The sequence below is a fragment of the Pseudomonas oryziphila genome (assembly GCF_003940825.1).
In the GTDB taxonomy this organism is placed as follows: domain Bacteria; phylum Pseudomonadota; class Gammaproteobacteria; order Pseudomonadales; family Pseudomonadaceae; genus Aquipseudomonas; species Aquipseudomonas sichuanensis.
On sequence record NZ_CP034338.1, the window covers coordinates 3,510,642 to 3,528,195 of the forward strand.

Annotated in this window: 27 protein-coding genes; 2 read left to right on the forward strand and 25 right to left on the reverse strand. The window is 62.0% G+C overall.

Going from position 1 to position 17,554, the window contains the following annotated elements; genetic code table 11:
* Window positions 1-5: 5 nt before the first annotated feature.
* The 25 genes from EJA05_RS16405 to EJA05_RS16525 all read right to left on the reverse strand — a co-directional run bounded on the left by EJA05_RS16405 (window position 6) and on the right by EJA05_RS16525 (window position 16,053).
* A complete protein-coding gene (locus EJA05_RS16405) occupies window positions 6-1,220 on the reverse strand; it encodes a phage major capsid protein (RefSeq protein WP_125859040.1) in 1,215 nt (404 codons plus the stop codon).
* Window positions 1,221-1,234: 14 nt separating this feature from the next.
* The gene (locus EJA05_RS16410; protein WP_125859041.1) at window positions 1,235-2,110 is read right to left on the reverse strand and encodes a head maturation protease, ClpP-related; all 876 of its coding nucleotides are present in this window, start codon (window positions 2,108-2,110) and stop codon (window positions 1,235-1,237) included.
* Window positions 2,111-2,123: 13 nt separating this feature from the next.
* Window positions 2,124-3,521, reverse strand: a complete 1,398-nt coding sequence (locus EJA05_RS16415; protein WP_228711097.1) for a phage portal protein — start codon at window positions 3,519-3,521, stop codon at window positions 2,124-2,126.
* Window positions 3,521-5,218 (reverse strand): terminase large subunit, encoded by a 1,698-nt coding sequence (locus tag EJA05_RS16420; protein WP_125859043.1) that lies wholly within the window; start codon window positions 5,216-5,218, stop codon window positions 3,521-3,523. Before EJA05_RS16420 ends, EJA05_RS16415 begins: the two co-directional genes overlap by 1 nt.
* Window positions 5,215-5,688 (reverse strand): terminase small subunit, encoded by a 474-nt coding sequence (locus EJA05_RS16425; RefSeq protein ID WP_125859044.1) that lies wholly within the window; start codon window positions 5,686-5,688, stop codon window positions 5,215-5,217. The genes EJA05_RS16420 and EJA05_RS16425 overlap by 4 nt, the downstream gene beginning before the upstream one ends.
* 149 nt (window positions 5,689-5,837) lie before the next feature.
* Entirely contained in the window at window positions 5,838-6,176 is a 339-nt protein-coding gene (locus tag EJA05_RS16430; RefSeq protein WP_125859045.1) for an HNH endonuclease, read from the reverse strand.
* Entirely contained in the window at window positions 6,176-6,364 is a 189-nt protein-coding gene (locus tag EJA05_RS16435; RefSeq protein ID WP_125859046.1) for a hypothetical protein, read from the reverse strand. The genes EJA05_RS16430 and EJA05_RS16435 overlap by 1 nt, the downstream gene beginning before the upstream one ends.
* A 60-nt stretch (window positions 6,365-6,424) precedes the next feature.
* The gene (locus tag EJA05_RS16440; RefSeq protein ID WP_125859047.1) at window positions 6,425-6,706 is read right to left on the reverse strand and encodes a phage holin family protein; all 282 of its coding nucleotides are present in this window, start codon (window positions 6,704-6,706) and stop codon (window positions 6,425-6,427) included.
* Window positions 6,707-7,081, reverse strand: coding sequence for a putative holin (locus EJA05_RS16445; RefSeq protein ID WP_125859048.1), 375 nt, complete (start codon window positions 7,079-7,081; stop codon window positions 6,707-6,709).
* 64 nt (window positions 7,082-7,145) lie between these two features.
* Complete coding sequence (locus EJA05_RS16450; RefSeq protein WP_125859049.1) at window positions 7,146-7,505, reverse strand: hypothetical protein; 360 nt, start codon at window positions 7,503-7,505, stop codon at window positions 7,146-7,148.
* Window positions 7,506-7,684: 179 nt separating this feature from the next.
* Window positions 7,685-8,059 (reverse strand): antiterminator Q family protein, encoded by a 375-nt coding sequence (locus tag EJA05_RS16455; RefSeq protein WP_125859050.1) that lies wholly within the window; start codon window positions 8,057-8,059, stop codon window positions 7,685-7,687.
* Window positions 8,056-8,343: a hypothetical protein gene (locus tag EJA05_RS16460; RefSeq protein ID WP_125859051.1), complete on the reverse strand. Its 288-nt coding sequence runs from the start codon at window positions 8,341-8,343 to the stop codon at window positions 8,056-8,058. The genes EJA05_RS16455 and EJA05_RS16460 overlap by 4 nt, the downstream gene beginning before the upstream one ends.
* Window positions 8,336-9,670 (reverse strand): tyrosine-type recombinase/integrase, encoded by a 1,335-nt coding sequence (locus tag EJA05_RS16465; RefSeq protein WP_125859052.1) that lies wholly within the window; start codon window positions 9,668-9,670, stop codon window positions 8,336-8,338. The genes EJA05_RS16460 and EJA05_RS16465 overlap by 8 nt, the downstream gene beginning before the upstream one ends.
* A complete protein-coding gene (locus tag EJA05_RS16470; RefSeq protein WP_125859053.1) occupies window positions 9,667-10,011 on the reverse strand; it encodes a Lar family restriction alleviation protein in 345 nt (114 codons plus the stop codon). Before EJA05_RS16470 ends, EJA05_RS16465 begins: the two co-directional genes overlap by 4 nt.
* A complete protein-coding gene (locus tag EJA05_RS16475; protein WP_125859054.1) occupies window positions 10,008-11,390 on the reverse strand; it encodes a replicative DNA helicase in 1,383 nt (460 codons plus the stop codon). Before EJA05_RS16475 ends, EJA05_RS16470 begins: the two co-directional genes overlap by 4 nt.
* Window positions 11,387-12,187 carry an ATP-binding protein gene (locus tag EJA05_RS16480; protein ID WP_125859055.1) on the reverse strand — a complete coding sequence of 267 codons (801 nt, stop codon included), beginning with the start codon at window positions 12,185-12,187 and terminating at the stop codon, window positions 11,387-11,389. The genes EJA05_RS16475 and EJA05_RS16480 overlap by 4 nt, the downstream gene beginning before the upstream one ends.
* Window positions 12,168-12,902, reverse strand: coding sequence for a helix-turn-helix domain-containing protein (locus EJA05_RS16485; RefSeq protein ID WP_125859056.1), 735 nt, complete (start codon window positions 12,900-12,902; stop codon window positions 12,168-12,170). Before EJA05_RS16485 ends, EJA05_RS16480 begins: the two co-directional genes overlap by 20 nt.
* 4 nt (window positions 12,903-12,906) lie before the next feature.
* The gene (locus tag EJA05_RS16490) at window positions 12,907-13,137 is read right to left on the reverse strand and encodes a hypothetical protein (RefSeq protein ID WP_125859057.1); all 231 of its coding nucleotides are present in this window, start codon (window positions 13,135-13,137) and stop codon (window positions 12,907-12,909) included.
* Window positions 13,134-13,526, reverse strand: coding sequence for a hypothetical protein (locus EJA05_RS16495; protein WP_125859058.1), 393 nt, complete (start codon window positions 13,524-13,526; stop codon window positions 13,134-13,136). Before EJA05_RS16495 ends, EJA05_RS16490 begins: the two co-directional genes overlap by 4 nt.
* Entirely contained in the window at window positions 13,523-14,287 is a 765-nt protein-coding gene (locus tag EJA05_RS16500) for a BRO-N domain-containing protein (protein ID WP_125859059.1), read from the reverse strand. Before EJA05_RS16500 ends, EJA05_RS16495 begins: the two co-directional genes overlap by 4 nt.
* Window positions 14,284-14,571 (reverse strand): hypothetical protein, encoded by a 288-nt coding sequence (locus EJA05_RS16505; protein WP_125859060.1) that lies wholly within the window; start codon window positions 14,569-14,571, stop codon window positions 14,284-14,286. The genes EJA05_RS16500 and EJA05_RS16505 overlap by 4 nt, the downstream gene beginning before the upstream one ends.
* Window positions 14,552-14,836, reverse strand: coding sequence for a hypothetical protein (locus EJA05_RS16510; protein WP_125859061.1), 285 nt, complete (start codon window positions 14,834-14,836; stop codon window positions 14,552-14,554). Before EJA05_RS16510 ends, EJA05_RS16505 begins: the two co-directional genes overlap by 20 nt.
* The gene (locus tag EJA05_RS16515) at window positions 14,833-15,129 is read right to left on the reverse strand and encodes a hypothetical protein (RefSeq protein ID WP_125859062.1); all 297 of its coding nucleotides are present in this window, start codon (window positions 15,127-15,129) and stop codon (window positions 14,833-14,835) included. The genes EJA05_RS16510 and EJA05_RS16515 overlap by 4 nt, the downstream gene beginning before the upstream one ends.
* A complete protein-coding gene (locus tag EJA05_RS16520; RefSeq protein WP_125859063.1) occupies window positions 15,126-15,383 on the reverse strand; it encodes a hypothetical protein in 258 nt (85 codons plus the stop codon). The genes EJA05_RS16515 and EJA05_RS16520 overlap by 4 nt, the downstream gene beginning before the upstream one ends.
* Window positions 15,384-15,756: 373 nt before the next feature.
* Entirely contained in the window at window positions 15,757-16,053 is a 297-nt protein-coding gene (locus EJA05_RS16525; RefSeq protein ID WP_125859064.1) for a Cro/CI family transcriptional regulator, read from the reverse strand.
* A gap of 106 nt (window positions 16,054-16,159) precedes the next feature.
* Between EJA05_RS16525 and EJA05_RS16530 the strand changes: the two genes are divergently transcribed.
* The gene (locus tag EJA05_RS16530) at window positions 16,160-16,954 is read left to right on the forward strand and encodes a S24 family peptidase (RefSeq protein ID WP_125859065.1); all 795 of its coding nucleotides are present in this window, start codon (window positions 16,160-16,162) and stop codon (window positions 16,952-16,954) included.
* A 167-nt stretch (window positions 16,955-17,121) separates the two neighbouring features.
* Window positions 17,122-17,511 carry a response regulator transcription factor gene (locus tag EJA05_RS16535; protein WP_125859066.1) on the forward strand — a complete coding sequence of 130 codons (390 nt, stop codon included), beginning with the start codon at window positions 17,122-17,124 and terminating at the stop codon, window positions 17,509-17,511.
* The last annotated feature ends 43 nt before the right edge of the window (window positions 17,512-17,554 follow it).

Consider the following 17,554-nt stretch of genomic DNA (forward strand, 5'->3'; position numbering starts at 1 on the left):
TTGGGTTACGGAGCGACCGGGGCGGCGAACTCGCCGAAGATGAACGCTTCCGGACGCTTGACCGCCAGCGCCGCACGCTCTTCACAGCGGATCGAGATCAGGTTCTTCTCGAAGTCGTCGGCGTTTTCGGTCGAGATCACCACGTTGGCGTCTTCACGGTCGAACAGCTGAGCACCGGTCTGGAATGCGCCAGTCAGGAACTTGCCCAGGAAGGCGGCGACCTCGGTGGCCACGACAGGCAACCCCCACAGCACAGGGCCCGCGAGACCCAGAGGGTTGGCGAGGATGTAGCGGCCCAGGGTGTCCTTGGTCAGCTCGATCTTGGCCCAGTCCATGAAGTGCAGGACGTGACCGGAGGCCGGCAAGCGCGCCAGCTGGGCTTGCAACATCGCCAGGCGAAGATCATCGATGCCCGACCGGTTCTCCACCTCGAATGCCGGGACATATTTCGAGGCCTGAGGGACGATGCCGTGCAGATGCACGCCAGTGCCGTCACCGAACAGGATCTCCTGCTCCTCGACGTACTTGAGGCCGTAGCGCATTTCGACATCGATGGTCGAACCCAGTTGGGCGAAGTCGTCCAGGATCTGCTTGGAGGCTTTGAACATGTGGGCGATGGTCGACACCGCGGTGAGCTTCGACGCGAATTCGATGCTCGAGTACGGCTTGGAGGTGCCCTCGGCCACGACCTTGGCGGCGTTGGTGAAGCCGGTCTGCTGCACCCAGAAAATCGCCGGGGCGGTGGTTCGGCCTGGGGCGATCAGGTCGCGGATGAACAGGCGCTGCTTCGGCGCGGTGTCGATGCCGGGCAGGCGCTGAGGCTCGACGATGCCCGCGGGAACATCGGTGGACAGCAGGGCCGCGCTGACCGGAATGTTGACGCGCTTGCCGCCTTCGATGCTGGCCGCGAACTGCTTGAGCGCTTCGCTCTTGATCACCACGCCGCCAAGGCTGTCCTGGGGTTGCGGAGTGCCAGCCGAAGGCAGGCGTGCGAACTCCTGCTCCAGCTCGCCAAGCTGAGCTTTCAGCTGCTTCTCGGCCTCGGTCAGGCTGTTGAACTTAGTCGCCAGTTCGTCGACTGCGGCCTTGGTTTGCTCGGACAGGCCGCCGGCCTTCTTGGCTTCGGCCAGGGCGTTTTCGGCCTGCTTGCTGAAATCGCTGGTCGCCTGCTTGAGCTCGGCGGAAACCTGCTTCAGCAGGTCAGCGGTGTTATCTGCCATGGGATCTTCTCCGATTACTTGAGGGCTGCTGCCGAGAACCGCGACATGGCGGCCTGTAGCTCGGCAAAGTGGTTGGCCAGGTCGGCCGGGGTTTCGGCAGCGCTGCGCGTACCGGAGGGGGCAGCGCCAGGCGTACCCCCTTTGAGTTCTTGAATCAGGGACCGTCGCTCGGAGCGGGGCATGCCCTGCTTGGCCAGGATGGTGTCCAGGCGCCTCGCCGCGACTTGCTGGGGCGCGATAGCCTGCGGATCTTCCTGGGCGGCATCGGATGGGAGCAGGCCGTCAGCGAAGCCGGCCTCGACTGCCGCGCTGCCACCCATCCAGGTTTCTACATCCATCAGGGTGCGCATCGCTGCGGCTTCATCTCCCGTCCTGACCGCGTAAATGTCGGCCAGGGTTGCGTCGATCTGGTCGAGGAAGTCGGCCACCTCGGTGAAGTCGTTTCGGTCGCCAGCCGCGATGGTCCAGGCGTTGTGGATCATCATGAAGCCGGCTCGGGCGATCTGGATTTCATCACCGGCCATGGCGATAAACGACGCAGCCGAGGCGGCAAGACCAAGCACCTGCACGGTTACCTTGCCCTTGTGCTCGCGCAGCAGGTTGTAGATCGCCAAACCTTCGAAGACATCGCCGCCTGGACTGTTGATCTTCACGGTGATGTCTTTGTCGCCGATGCTGCGAAGTGCAGCACTGACGCGCTTGGCGGTGACGCCCTCGCCCGTCCACCAATCCATGCCAATCGGGTCGTACATGGTGATGGTGGTGGAGTCGTCACCGGCTGCCGCCTTGATTGCTGGGTTCCAGCGCTCCATGGCCTTTGGCAGGAGATCGGATTCGACGCGCGCGTGCGGCCGCACCGCCGGCGCTGCCGGTAGTGTCTTGAGAGTCATGGGTTACTCCAGGTCAGGCCGCTTTGAGCAGCGGCATCGATATCAGCGCGTGGGCCATCATGGGGCCGTCTGGGTTGCCGGACTCCAAGGCCTGGGACGCCAGCTCTACCGCCTTGTTGATGGCCTCTCGGTCGTCGTTGTTGCGTGCCGAGACCAGTCGAAGCATGAAGGCCGAGGCTGCCGGCGATACGCCTGCGCTCGGCTTGCCGAGTTGATCCAGAGGCACCAGTGCAGACTGGACCGTGTATGTGTCGCCGCCCGGGATCGGCGGCAAGTTCTCCAGCCGGCGCACCTCGTTGCGGGACATCCAGCCATTTTGCAGGGCCGTGTTGTACCAGGCGCCGCGGCCGGCACTGTCCGCTCTCAGCAGACCTTCCACTGCGAACTCGGCGAAGTAGTCGTCGGCATCGGCATCGCCGATGAGGCAACGAGTGATCTCCTGCTCGATGTTGACCAGGAGCGGCCGCAGGCTGTTGGTGAGGAAGTGCAGGTTCTGCGCCTCAACCGAGGCAGCCCAGCTGGACTGCTTGTCCATGTGGCCGACCATGAAGGGCGGCACGCGGAACCAACGGCACATTTCCTCGATCCCGAAAGACCTCGATTCCAGCATCTGCGCTGCCTCAGGGTTCATCGTGATGCCCTGGTACTTGAAGCCCGCCTCCGCCACCATGATCTTGCCGGCGTTCTTCGAGCCCATGAACGCCTGCATGCTGGCCCGAAGCTGCTCGCGCTGCTGCGGCGTGATCTTGGCGTCGCTGCTCAGGATGCCGGACGCCTGCATGCCCTGTGCGAACACCTTCGCCGCGGCTTCCTCGATCGCCATCGCCGAACCGAAGATCTCGCGCCCGGTGGTGACCGGAAGCATCCCGCACACCCCGTCTAGGCCAAAGCCGCGGATGTGCATCAGGTTCTTCTCGGGAATGTCGCGATCCACGCCATTCTCGCTGTACGTGTACTTCAGACGCCCGTTGTCCTGCCGCTTCACCCTCATGCACTGGGGCAGAAGCGGTACCAGGGCAATGATCCTGCTGCCGATCATCTTCTTCTCGACGAATGCATTGCCTCGCAGGCAAATGCTCGCCACCACCAGCAGCATGAAGCGCTGCGGCGTCATCTCGGCGTTTGGGATTCGGCACAGCACGCGGTACAGCGGATGGTCTCTGGCAACCTCGCGAGATCCGTCTGGGAGGCGCCGATACAGTTTGAGCGGCAGCGTGGAGACGGACTCGGACAGCAGCCTCACGCATGCCCACACCGTGGACAGCTGCATGGCTTTGTCGACCGATACGTGCTTCCCAGATGCAGAGCTGCCGAACCACTCTTGCCAAAATGCGCCATCCTTCAGGCCGATGGGCACCCCGAGCCAGTTTTGCAGCGCAGCCTTCACCCGGCCCGGTTTCTTGTCGGCCATCAGATTCCTACCATGATCGGGTTATCAAAGAAGCCCTGGAGATCACCAGAGCCTTCCGGGTTCAGCGCCATCAGCGAAACAGCATCGAATGTCGACATCAACGGGTCGATCTTTGCCGAGCCGCTGGCCTGCTTGGTAATCGTGATGGCATTACCTTGCGGGACGACGCGGGCATTACCGACACACCAGTTCATCAGCGCGCTGCCGCAGTGGACCAGTTCACCCCCGGCCACTTTGCGCTCGGTCGTCTTGATCGCGCCGTTGAGCTTCCAGCCCTGCGAGATGGCCACGATCTGCTCCATGGTGATCCCGCGCTCGTGGGTGGTCAGCTCGTCGACGATGTCGCCGATACCGGCCGAGTCAACACCGATTGCCAGCTTCTCCGGCAGCAGGCCGCGATCCCTGATATCGCAGATGATGTCGGCTACCTGCTGGACATCATCACCTGGTCGATCGACGACGGTCAGATCGCCCGCCGTCTCGAAGTCCCTCAGCGCACTGGCGATATCCTTCCGCCGTTCGAACACGATGTTGTGCGCCCAGGCGTGCGCCCAGTGGAGCCATTGACGAGTGAAGGGCTCGCGCCCGAGCACAGTCAGACCGAGCAAGTCGTCAAGGCCGCCTCCGTCGATCCCCACCGTGACCACTTCAGAGCGCTGCAGCAGGCTCTCCAGAGCCAGGCCAGCCTCGGCTCCAGCTTCCCAATGGTCAGCGCCCGCCCAGCGGTCCGAGCGCAGATCCAGACCGATCTCGACGTTGAGGTGTTTCGCCAAGAAACCGCGTATTGCCCCCTCGCCCTCTGCCTGCGCCTCCTGATACTTCTGCTCGATCACCTCCTGATCGACAGAAAGCCCCCAGTTGGGATTGGTCACATGGGCGTTTGCCAGGTCACGATGATCGTTTCGCTTGATCATCTCTTTCGGGAACTCGTAGATCACCGGCAGGAAGCGCCGGTCCTCGATCTCCCCGTCACGCACTTTGCGTGCATAGTCCAGCTTGGCCTTGAAGGCGCCGGCCGGCGGCTCATCGGACTGGGTGGTGCAGTAGAAAACGAACCCCTCTGGGCGTGACACCAAGCCGCCAGTGGCCTCGACCAGCATTTTCGCCGACTTGGCCTGCTTGCCGAACTCCCAGAGCTCGTCGATGAACACACCAGTTGCTTTCTTGCCTGTGACAGTGGCCGAGTCGGCCGCCACCACCTTCAGGGTTGCCTTGTTCAGGTTGTCGGTGACGATCCGGTTGTATTCCTGCACATGGAACCTGGCCTGCAGATCCTCGTCTGCATCGATCATGTCCCGAATCGGCTTGAATGCGTTGTCAGCCGCCTCCTTAGTCGGCGCCAGGATCAGGAACTCGCCAGAAGGCCGGGTGTTCAGGATCAGGGCCGTGAGCATGATGCCCGCGGCGATCGTCGACTTGCCGTTCTTCTTGCTGACCATCAAGAAGTAGTTGGTGATCAGCCTGCGGCCGGCTTCCGCGTCATACGCGCCGAAGAGCGCGGCCACTACATCGAGCACCCAGCTACGGCAGGTATCCCCCATCAGGGGGCTACCATCCGCATCAACCATTCGAAGGTTGCAGAACACGTCGAGAGCATCTTCTGCCTGCTCGGGGAAGATGGGCTTCACCGGCACGAGCGCCTGGCCACGGACAATCCTGCTCTCCCAGTCGGGGCACGCGGTAGTCCACTTCTTCATTTGACGGCCTTCAAGTGGCGATCACGTAGCCCGAAGCGGTTGCCGCTGGCTCCCACTTTCGCCGCTTCTTCGAGCTTCTGTTCCTTTTTGCCCATGCCGGACTTCTTGCCGTGAAAGTACGGGAGCGCCGACTGGGCGGCATTTCGCCGATCAAAGATCTTGGCCTGGGGGTCGTTCATCAGAGCCAGCAACCAAACGAGTGGGTCATCGGTATTGGGCAGGTCGACCAGGTCGCCCGACTCGTCACCCGCTGGGTCGGCCTCGAAGGCCTCTCGCTCTGGCTCCGGCTTAACATTTCGGGGCGCCTTTAACTTTTCCAGGGCAGCAACAACGTCAGGGTCTTTGGCGAGTCGAGAACCTGCGGCCGAAGCGCTGCCCGCCGCATAGCCTGCGGCTTCCGCCGCTTCGCGATTCGAGGCACCAGCAGCCTTTGACTCGACAAAACGGCGCTTTTTCGATGTTAACGCCATTAACAAAAACCTCTGAAACGGGGAAAAATTTCACGCGTGCGGGGACGGGTGGTCTGGAAGCGAAAAGCCATGAACTTTCGACCCACCCCTCCCCTTAGAATCGGGGGAATGACGTGCTTCAATTCAGTGAGGCACGCCATTGACGTGCATCAACCGATTTGGCCAGCGGCCTCCTCGGCAGCCTTCACCACGTCGTGACAATGCCGGCACAGGGTCTGCCAGTTGCCTCGGCTCCAGAACAGCTTCATGTCGCCCCTGTGCGGGACGATGTGATCGACGACAGTGCCTGCGGTCACCCGCCCCTGACGCTGGCAGTACACGCACAGCGGGTTGGCCTGGAGCCATTCGGCCCGCGCCACTTGCCACTTGTATCCATAGCCACGCTGGGCAGCTGTCCCCTTCGCCGTTCGCCATGAATCTGGGTTGACCGTCGCCAGCCTTGATGGCTGCGCCTGCATCGGTGGTTTGAGGGACGTGAGCCTGGCCATCAGCGGCCGCCCAGGACGGGCGCCCCACTCAGGTAGAACCCGGGAGCGGCATCAGGGTCCACGCCCTGGTCATCCGCCAGCGCTTCGATCAGTGCCAGGTTCTGGGTCGCGATCTGTTCGAGCAGGCTGGTCTGTTTCTGCTGCTGGTTCAGGATCTGCTGGAGCAAAGAGATTGCTTGCTCGTTCACGGGCCACCTTCATCCATTTGTTGATCCATTCGCGCCGGGCGGCGCATCCACTGCAGGCCATCAGTCCACCCGCAGGATCTTGGCCACGTTGCCCTTGGCCCGGCACACCAGAACGGCGGCCAACAGGTAGAACGCGGTGTTGAACCAAGACGCATCGGCGAACTCGTCATGCATCACCATGCGGCCAATCAGGCTCATGAACTGCATCCCTGTGATCGCACAGGCGGCCCAGGCCATCAGAGAGACACCCAGCTTGTAGCGGGCATCGGGATAAGGCCGATAGCGCAGGCCGATCATCACGAAGATGACGGCGCACAGGGCGGCCTGGATAACGGCAACCATTCAACCCTCCTTCCTGGCTCTCATGCGGAAGACCCATTGCAGCCAGCGCGGCATCTGGCCAGTCTGCATCCACTCCAGCAAGCCGGAGAACGTGACCACACACAGGACACCGCAGACGAAGGCAGCGAAGCCCGCCGTCTGCGTCCAGGCTCGCCCCATCAACTCAGCAGCACCGAGGTAGCCGCCGATCCAACCAGCCAGCAGGTAGCCGATGCGGCGAAGCATGCCGATGTCTCTGGCATACACGACGTAGAAGAAAGCTCCGCCGAACGCGCCCACCAGAGTGGCCAGGTCCAGCTGAGGAAAGACAGCACCCAGGCCGACGCTGGCAAGTACGCCGGTCACTGCAAGGGCGCCGGTGCTTGGCTCGGCCATAGGTGATGCTCCATAAATGAAAAGCCCCGCACGATGGCGGGGCTCAAATAACTGTAATGGTCGATCAGCCTTGGCCAAGCGTATAGCCAGAAACCTCCGCTACACGACCACGCCAGAGAACTCCTGGACCGACCGGGAACATCCCGGTTCCATCCAGATAGTGGGCGTTTTTCAGATGGACAAATGCATCAAATCCACCTTCCACTGATCGTTGATCGCCCCACTGGTTGAAGCTCTTACGCAACACATCACCGCCTTCGCCTGGCCAAGCGCTTGCGAAAGACTCAGCAAACCGATCGAAGTACTCCTTCGTCGAGATCAGGGTGCCCCGGATGACTCCGCCTGGAGTCGTCAGCGTGATGTCGAAAGTGATTGGGCTGTTATGGACAAGCGAAATTAGCCCTTCGAGGAAATGGTCTTGCATCGTTCGGTCCTTGTTGGATGACATCAAATTGATGTTACACCCGGCCAGACGACGTACAAAGCCCCTTATCAGAAACGCAAAACCCCGACGCAATGGCCGGGGTTTTCCTGTGTCGCGTGACGTTGCAAGCTGGACACGCTGCTATGAAAACAGGTGTTTATCCGGCATGAAAGAACTTTTTACGCAGCCTCGCTAATTCCATGCAGGTAGCCATCGACGAAGCCAACGCCACCCTTGACGATCTCCCTTGCTGTTCGCTCGGAGATCCCGGCTGACTCGCCAAGCCGCACCATGGTCCACTTTGATCCGAAGTAGAGCCAGATGAAGTCGCCCATCTGCTGGTTGCGCTTCGTCAGCTTGGCCACCGCTGAATCAATGGCCAGCGCTTCGTCGTCGGTCAGGGAGTACTGGCAACCACCCCCGGCAGCTGCCGCAGTGATCGACGGCGATACGTACCGCGGCACTCCCATGCCATCCATCCGCCAACTTCCCCACTGCTCGAGCAACCATTCTGTGTCACCCAGGGGCTTGTCCATGTAGGTGCGTTTCTTCATGCGGCCCTCCGGGGCGTTGGGTCGGTGTCCAGGCCGAACAGCTCGCACAGGAGCTGGTAGGCGTGTTTGTTCTTGGCGCCGCCCTGGATGATCCAGGCCTTGGCGAATTGCTCGAAGCCCTGGGCAGCCCGGGAGCCATGCCAGTCGGCCACGATGTCCATCAGGGCGGCGGCGGCGATCCGGCCATTGGTTTGATCGAGCAGCATGCGATTGCCCTGTTTCAGGAACTCCCGCTCTACCGGGGTCAAGCTTTTGCGCGGCAGGGCCGCCGTTACGTTATTCATGGCCACCTCCTGGCTCTGAATCTTGATTGCGCATCCTCCCTTGGGATGGATGCTGAAAAGTGCTGCAAGACCTGCCGCTCATGGGCGCGCCTGCGTTAGGGTTGGTTTCGTGTCCCGGCAATGTCCCGGTGTGGATGGCGGCAAACCCCAGCGGGTCTAGGTGGTTGTGCCAGGTCTCCAGGGCGCGGCGCTTCAAGGCCTCGGCCGTGGTGTGGATGTAGGTCGCGTCGAGGTCCTTCATGGCATGGTTCAGCAGCAGTTCGCCCACCATGTAGTCCACCCCGAGGTCGGTCCACGCGGTACGTGCGACTTTCCGCAGGTCATGGCTGGACCACTCACCCTTGGCCAGGTCGGCGAACAAGGTGTTGGCCTTGCTCGGCCCCAGTGCGGCCCCATGGCTGCCAGGGAACAGCAGCGGGCCGGTGTAGCCCTGGGCGGCCTGCAAGCGCTGGTAGCGGCGCAGCAGCGCGCAGGCCTGGGTGGTCAGCGGCAGCGTGTGCTCAGCCTTAGTCTTCGTGTCACCGGCCGGGATGAACCAGCGCCCGGTGTCGAGGTTGACGTTGCGCCAGCGCGCGAGCCGGGTCTCACCCAGTCGAGAGCCATGGCACAGCATCATCAGGGCCAGCATGCAGCCCGCCGGCTCCACGTCGAAGCGCTCGGCCACCACCACCAGCAGTCCCGGCACATCATCCCCGCGCAGGCGCGCCGGCCGCGGCCTAATCCGGGTCCGCACGAAGTCGGTGAACTTGAGCGCCGCCATGGGGTTGGTCGGCAGCATGTCCAGGCGCAGTGCCTGGCGGAACGCCACCGACAGCACCCCATAGACCGAGCGCACGAAGGACAATGCATAGCGCTCCTGCATAGGCCACATTAGGCGCTGGTCGATCGCCTGCTTGTTGGTCTCGGCCAGCAGCAAATCGCCCAGGCAGGGCACCAAGTGGCGATCCAAGGCCGACTTGGCGCTGGCCTTACGCTTGGCCGATAGTCCACGGTCTCGGGTCATGCGGTCGCGGTACCAGGCCAACACATCGCCCACGGTGAACCAGCTGGTGGTGGTGGACTTCGACTTGGCGTCCGTCGCCCGGCGGGCCAGGATCTCCGGCAGCGTGGCCAGCATGACCTTGGCGTTGATCCCCGGGTAATCACCCGCCTTGCCCCAGCGGCCGCGCACGACGACGTGCCAGGCGCCTCGGGAGCGATCCACGGTCGAGAACCGGAACCGCAGCTCTCGGTGGCGCGGGTCGCGCAGCTGGAACACCTCGCCAGCGGCCTGCCGGCGGATCTCGGCGTCGCTGATGGTGACCGTCAGGGTTCTGGGGGCGCTCATGCATCCCTCCTTGGCCACAGGTTCAGGCCCTGCCGCTCGCCAACGTCGTAGCATGCGCGGGCCTTGGCGTGGCGGTCATTCCACCGCTCCACGGCAATACGCATCACATCCACGACCTGCAGGTCATACAAGTGCTCGAACGTACCCAGAGCCAGGGTCTCGATGTTCGGCCCCCGCGCCCCGCAGTCATGGCACCAGACGTGCGCCGAGAAGCACGGATGATCGTCGTCGGCATCGAACTGGTGGCCTTCGTCAATTTCGTTTCCGTGCTCATCGCGGGCTTCCACACAGGGCGGCCCCTCGCAGAACGGACAGGGCGTCAGCTTGATTGGCTCGCTCACAGGCCGCCCCCCTTGTAGCGCTGGGCATAGCTGCCCCGCCCCGCTTCAACCTCGTCGTCGCTGGGCAGCGAGCCGGCGAAGTTGGCAAACCGCCCATACTGACCCTCCTGCTGGACGATGCAGCTGCCCACACGGGCGTGTCGGCACTTGGTCATCAGGATCTCGGTCAGGCCGTTCTGCCCCTCCTCGCTGTCCATGTCGCGGTGCACCATGAGGATGCAGCTGGCGTCCGCCTCGATCTCGCCCGAGTCGCGCAAGTCGCTGGACTGTGGCTTCTTGCTCACCCGCTTGGTCGACTCGCGGTTCAGCTGCGCCAGCTCAATGACCGGAATGGCCATTTCCTTGGCCAGCTGCAACAGGGCCTTGCTGATCTTCCCCACCTCCTCGCTGCGGCTGCGGCCGGTACTGTCGCCGCGCACCAGCGTGAGGTAGTCCACCACGATCCCGGCCAGGCCGTGCTCGCGCTGGCACTGCCGCGCCGTGGCCCGGATGCTCGACGGGGTCTGCACGGGGTCATCGCAGACGAAGAGCGGGGCTTCCTGGGCCTGGGCAACGGCGCCAACCATCCTGGTCCAGTCGTCGTCCTTCATCTTCGACGGGTTGTCCAGGTGGTGCAGTGAAACCCCGCCCAGCGAGGCAATCGCGCGCAGGCCCAACTCCTCGCCCGGCATTTCGATGGAAAACACCAGCCACGGCTTCCGCGCCCTGATGGCGTTGTGCTGGGCGATCTGTAGCGCCAGCGTGGTCTTGCCACTGCCCGGCAGGCCGGCGATCACCGTGACTTTCTTCGGACGAATGCCCTGGACCAGTTCGTCCAGTTTGTCGAGACCGGTGGCCGGCCATGCCGGCGCGTTCCCGTTGAACTTGTCGTCGATCAGCTGTGCGGCTGCCCCCATCCACTCATCCAGGCGCTTGAAGCCCTTGGTCTCGCCGTCGAGGTCCCGCAGGTCTGCCATGGCCTGCTGGGCGGCAGCGATCACCTCGGCGGTAGGATCGCCGGCCTGGACCATGCCCTCGGCCTGGGCCGCAATGCCAAGGATGTGGCGAATCACGCCCCATTCCTTGACGTGCTTGGCGTAGGCCTTCCAGTTGGCGACCGAGGGCACCTTGCTGGCCAGTTCCGCGGCGTAGGCCATGACCTGATCGCCGCTGGGCAAGGCACGGCGAATCGTTCCCACGGTAACCGGGTCAATGGGCATGCTTCGGTCGCGACACTCGAGCATGATCTCGAACAAGGCTGCGTTGTCATCATGGTAGAAATCGCTGGAGCTCATCTGGCCGAGTATGTCCTCGACCAAGCCTGCGTCCTGCTGCAGCCCAGCCTGCAGCACGGCGCCGAGCACACCATGCTCGGCTTCGTCGCTGAACAGCTCCCTCATGCTGCCGCCCTCATCGAAGACCAGGTGAAGCCTACCGCCATGCCGCCGTTCTGACGCAGGCGGTCCAGGGCACGATCGCCGATGTAGGCCTTCAGGCTTTCTGGGCTCAGGTTGCTGATCAGCACCGTCGGCAGCACCGCCTGGTACCGGCGATCGATGATGGCGTGCAGCAGGCCCAGCTCGTACTCAGAGCCTTTCTGGCAACCAACCTCATCGATCACCAACAGGTCCAGACCGCCCAGGTGCACGACCACGTCGCGGTCGGTGTAGCCCGACTCCGGCACCATGGAGGCGCGGGCAATGCTGATGATGTCGCTCGCTGGGATGATCAGCGCCCGGCAGCGGTCGGCCACCACTGTGCGCACGATCGCGCTGGCCAGGTGCGTCTTGCCGCAGCCGACGTTACCGGTCAGCAGCAGCGAGCGGCCGGCGCGGAAGTGGCTCGGGAACTGCTCGGCGTAGCCCCGGCACTTGGCCAAGGCCTTGCGCTGCTGGTCGGTGTCCGCGACATAGCCGTCAAAGGTCGCCTCGGCGAAGCGCGGCGTGATCCCGGCGCCGATCAGCGCGCTGGTGGTCCGCTCGGCATCGGCTTGGGCCCGGGCCATGCCATAAACCTCGGAGTCCCGCGGGGAGTTGTGCAGCGCCTCCCACTGGCAGCGCTTGCAGCCGCGCGCCAGCATCGAGCCGTCCAACTGCTCGACCTCGGTCTTGTCGACTTCGCCGTGGACTTGGCACTGGCCAGCGAAAATACGTTTGGCCGGGGCGCGGTGGAACAGATCAGAAATTCGAGCGGCCATCGTGGCTCTCCTGGTACATGTCGGGTGTGTGTTGCGGCAGGTCGTTGAACGACCCGGGGCGGGCGGTGCCAGCGGCAGGCTGTAGAACGTCGAGCCAGCGTTCGCCATTCAGCCAGGTGGCGGCGTTCGGGATGTACTGGCCACCGTCCTTGGCCCAGTCGCGGGAAACGCAGTGGTTGGCCAGGGCGGCGATCATGGTGGCTTGCTGGCCTGCGCCTGGATTGAGCTTGTTCCAAGCCTTGAGGGCGTCTTTGCGGCTCTTCTTCTTCGGGTACAGCTTCCAGAACTGATCGAACCCATCCGCCACCGAAGTGCACGTAGGTTTTGGTTCATTGACTGGTTCAGAAAGGTGACTGGTTCTGGGGGCAGCTGCCGCCCCACCCCCTGGGTTTTCTGTCGCCCCAGGTGGGTTTTCTGCCGCCCCACCCCCTAGGGCAGCTACAGCCCCACCCCAGAGGTTCAAGTGGAAGACGTTCGACTGGTTCAATTCACCGTTGCGTCGGAACTCCCGGCGCACCAGGCCGGCCTTCTCCAGCTCGCGGATGTGTGTTTTCACGGTCGAGCGCGCGATCTCGCATTGATCGGCGATGTGCTGATACGACGGCCAGCATTCGCCCTGGTCGCTGGCGTTGTCCGCCAACTTGATCAGCACCAGCTTGCGCAGCGGATTGCCGACCTTGGTCTTCATGGCCTTGACCATCAATTCCATGCTCATAGGGTCAAATCTCCAGCTCAGCGGTCACCCGCTTGATGAATTCGTCGTAGCCCTCGCTCATGACCAGGCCCTGCTCCTCCAGCGCGGCCCGGTAAGCCTTCGCACTCCCATAGAGCACCCAGCGCTCTCGCTCAGGCAGATCTCGAAACGCGGCATAGCTCGGCCATGGGCCGCTGATGATCGTTGCGCCTGTGCGCTGCTGGTGTCCCTGGGCGGGGTTCGGGATCGTGGTCATTGCAAGGTCTCCCCGGTGGCGGTGGTGCGCCTCAGCGGCATAGGTGGCAATGGCGAAGGGGCAAGCGGTGGTTCGAGATCGACGGCGGGGCCGATCATCGCCCTGATGGCTGATTCCATTGCTCGCTTGGCGTTGTGCTTGGCCCGCAGCGCCTTCTGGTAAAGTTCGTAGGTGTCCGCCGTGTAGGCGATCACTGCGTCGTACATCGGGTTCGAGGGGTCGATACGACGACTCTTCGGATCGGGCTCGCCCCGGGCCTGGAAGAACGCGCCGTACTCACGGCTAAGCCTCATCTTCAAGCGCCGCGCCAGTGACTGCGCCCGATAGAACTCGGCCGCCCTGTCGGCCACCAGCTGAATCACCTGCACCTTGCTCAGGTTCCGTTTCATGGGTGCACCTTCCCGATCAGCCGGAACCGACCATTGAAGTAGGGGTGGGAGGCTTGGCTGGCGTTGACCATCTCGCACTCGTCGACGAAGCGCTTGAATGCCGCGGTGACGAGACTCTTCGTCCAGACCAGGTACTGCGAGCCCTTGGCATCCTCATGCCCGTTGCGGACCATGCCGGCGGAGTTCGGGGCGTGCGGCCATTCCTTGAGCACGTAATCCACGACCGCCCCGGACAGGCCGTAGCGTGCCAGCATTGCGGCCTTCACCCCGGTGAGCGACAGGCAGTTCTGCGGGCAGTGGTCCCAGACCATGGTCTGGCTGAGCTCATCTACCCGGTGCTCGACGCGCTCCAGAGCCACCTGCTGTAGGTGCTGGCGACGCTCCAGATCAACCATCACCTGGGCGTGGGCAAGCGCTTGCTCAGCAGGGGTCAGCGGGCGCTGGTAGGAGCCTGTCTTGCGGATGGTCGGCAGCACCTCGTCGAACACCCAAGACTCAAACTCCTGTGCGGCAGGCATCGTGCTGTTGACGATCAGGCGCAGCGTGTCGCCTTCGGACAAGACGCGAACCTCTTGCATCCCGCCGGCGGTTTGAAGGGGGTAGCGTTTCACGACCCCCTTGCAATGGCGGCCGACCGCGTCACTGGGATTGGCATACCCCAGCAAGTCGCACGCATCCTTGGCGACGAACCATGGCTCGCCGTTCTCGTCGGTCACAACACGAACAGGGGCGCCCTTGAAGCTAAACGGGACAAGGCTCATGCCGCACCTCCCGCGCCACGAACTGGGTCGACGGCGTTTTGTGGCGCGCAATCCTGCAAGCGACGATGCAGATCCTCCCGCGCGCAGTCGAAGCCATTGGCCTGGTCGCCTGCTGCGTAGATCCCGAGCTCAATCAAGCGCGCCGGCGCGGTGTGCTCGCCCAGGCCAGGTCGGGCTGCCCTCAACAGCTCTTCCAGTTGCAGGATGGTCTGCACGGCCGCGGCCAATTGGTCGATCGCTTCACGCGCAACAACGTCGCGGGCATCACTGAGCTGGCAGGTCATGCTGCACCCCCTGTTCAGGGTCGAGCCCGGCATGGGCGGCATAAACCAGCGCCAGCGCCGATTCGGCGGCGTAGAACACCAAGGTCGCATGGTGAGTGACGACTGGCTCCTGCATCAGCGTGCGAAGTCCAGCGACCACTGCTTCCAGGCGATCGGTGGCAGCGTCCAAGGCTTCTTGTAGCGGAATCTCTCCGGATGCCTCCAGCACATCGTGGAGGCCGTAGGTAGCGAACGGACTAGCAAGGGTCTGGGGTTGCTTGTTCATGCGGCAACCTCCTCACCACTAAATCGAGGTATCGGATCTCCTACCTGCTCGACAGCCACAATTCCGGAGTCGATCAGTGCCTTCGCCTGGCTCACCAAAGCGCGAACCGCAAACGCCAAGTGGCAGGTTTCGTCGATCTGAACTAGCTGACCGAGCAAGTCTTCGGCTGCGGCCAGGCCGGCACTTGCGAAGTTGAATGCATCGGAGCATCTGACGCCCGGAACCGTTGCGAAGAAGAACTCTTCGCCGTTCTGGTTGAATTGGTGCGAGGTGGTTACGAGGCGACTGTTCATTGGGCGCCTCTCTCGCCAGGCTCCAGCTCGGCTTCGTGATGGGCATAGAGGTCGTAGCAGATGAACTCGAGAGCCAGCAGAAGGCCGTACTGATCTCGAGCCTCCAGTGGTTGTTCATCGAGGCCGTGGTTCTCGCGCAACACACGAGCGATTGAGTAGGCTCCCAGCGACCCGCGGTGGAGTCGATTCAAGTTGAAAATATCAACCCGGGCTTGCGGGTCCGGGTGCTCAGTGCTAATTTCCGGGTGCGACATAGCGCATCTCCTATTTGCATAGCGATGTGTTTCAAAGACCTCCTGCAAGAGGTCAGTTAAAAGAACCCGCTTCCTACGGCGGGTTTTTTGTGCCCTGGATTTGGGTAAGCCCCATCTTCCACGGAACACAAAATATGCAACCCCCCCTCTGAGAGGGTCGTTGGCTACCCTGGTCGGGCCTGCCGAATTGATGCTCGTGTGCGCATATCACATCCCCCAAAACTGCAAGTCATGCCCTAAATAGTGGAAATGCGGTTCCCCTACATCGTGTTCTGTGTGGCAATTTTCTGCCGTCCGGACGCGGAAATGCTTTTAATCGGATTTAAAGAATGCTCGCCGGCCCCGAAGAGATTCTGCATGCGGAATCTCTCGATCACGGCGAGGCCTGCGAGGTACTGGATGGATTAACAGGGTGATCAACCGACTCGATGAGACGGCAAACCTGGGCGATTATTTCGTCCAGATTGAGGCGAGCTTTATCTCGATCACCGCCGCACGGGAATGGCTTGATCTCGAAAGAAGAAACGCTGCCATCAGGGAGCGCAGAAACAACGATCAAGCGCTCAGACTTGAGTGCTTTGCTGATTGCAACCTGGCTAGAGCCAAGCATTCTTGCTGCTTCAGCTTGACCCAGCGGGTGCACGAAATCGCTAAGGGTGGTTGTGATCATGACTCACCTGAGACGGACTATTGCCGGAAAAAATAACCTGCGGTGTTCGAAATGTAAACACCGCAGGTCCTTTGAGATTTAACACCGAAGGTTTTAGGCTTTCGCCATGAAGAAAAGACAGCTCACCGCTACCGAGCAGGCCGAATGCGCTGCGCTCAAGAAAATCTACATGGCAAAGCGAAAAGAGCTTGGCCTCACTCAGGAAAAGCTCGCAGAGGCTTTCAACATGTCTCAGACCGGAGTGAGCATGTACCTCAACGGGCAGAACGCACTGAACGTCATGAGTGCCGCCAGGTTCTCCAGCATATTGAATGAGCCCGTCTCCACGTTCAGCCCGCGCATCGCGGGCTTGATCGAACGGCTTGCGACAATTTCCGTTGGAACTGATGCAGTCCCTGAGGACCGTTCAACCGAGGTTGTACTCCCGCCGATAACTGCCTGGGACGAAAACACACCGCTTGGGGATGATGAGGTACACGTCCCTTTCCTCAAGGAAATCGAGCTCGATGCCGGCCACGGACGGTACGCGATTGAAGAGAGCGGGGAGAAACTACTTCGTTTTGCCAAGCGTGACCTGCGGGAAAACGGCGTCCAGTTCGACAAGGCAAGATGCGTCACCGTCAGAGGGCGCAGCATGATCCCAGTCTTGAAAGATGGGGCGACCGTTGGCGTGAATACTGGCAGAGCCAGCATCGGCGATGTGGTAGATGGCGATCTATACGCAATCGACCACAACGGCCACCTCAGGGTGAAGCAGGTGTACCGACTGCCCACTGGGATTCGCCTTAGGAGCTTCAATCGAGACGAGTACCCTGACGAGGATTATTCGTTTTCAGATATAACCGATCAAAACATCAGGCTGGTTGGTCACATTTTCTGGTGGGGCATGTTCTCCAGGTAGCGTACACAGGGTCAAAAGACCGCTCTCGGGCGGTTTTTTTTCGACCCTAAAATGCCACCTCAGCATCGATGGACCACATTCTCACAATATTTTATAACCGCCGGTGTTGACATGAAATAAATCCGCTTGTACTTTTTCCTCCATCAGCCCGCATGGAGCGAACCGTAATGACCACCGAAACTATCACCGCCGGATCTTGGAAGGGCTTTCTCGGAATGGGCTTGGCCCCGCGCGAGCTTGAGGCGACGCTTCACGCTGCGAACGAGCGAACTCAGAAGGAAATCGCCAAGATCATGGGTATTAGTCCGCGCACGGTCGAGAAGCGCATAGACGATGCCCGCTTCAAGCTAGGCGCCAAGACCATGCGCGGTTTAGTGCTTGAAGCATTTCGCCGCGGGCTGATCCAGCCGGCAGTCGTTGCCATGTGCGCCGTGCTGGTCGGTCACACGATCGCGTCAGCTGACGACGAGTTCACTCGCATTCGCCGATCCGGCGAGCGCAAGGTTGCCGAAACCCGTATCCACAGGCGCGCTGAGTGCGCCATGGCGGAGGCATGACGCCGCCCGCCTGATCTGACCAACCCTTGATTTTGCGAAAGCC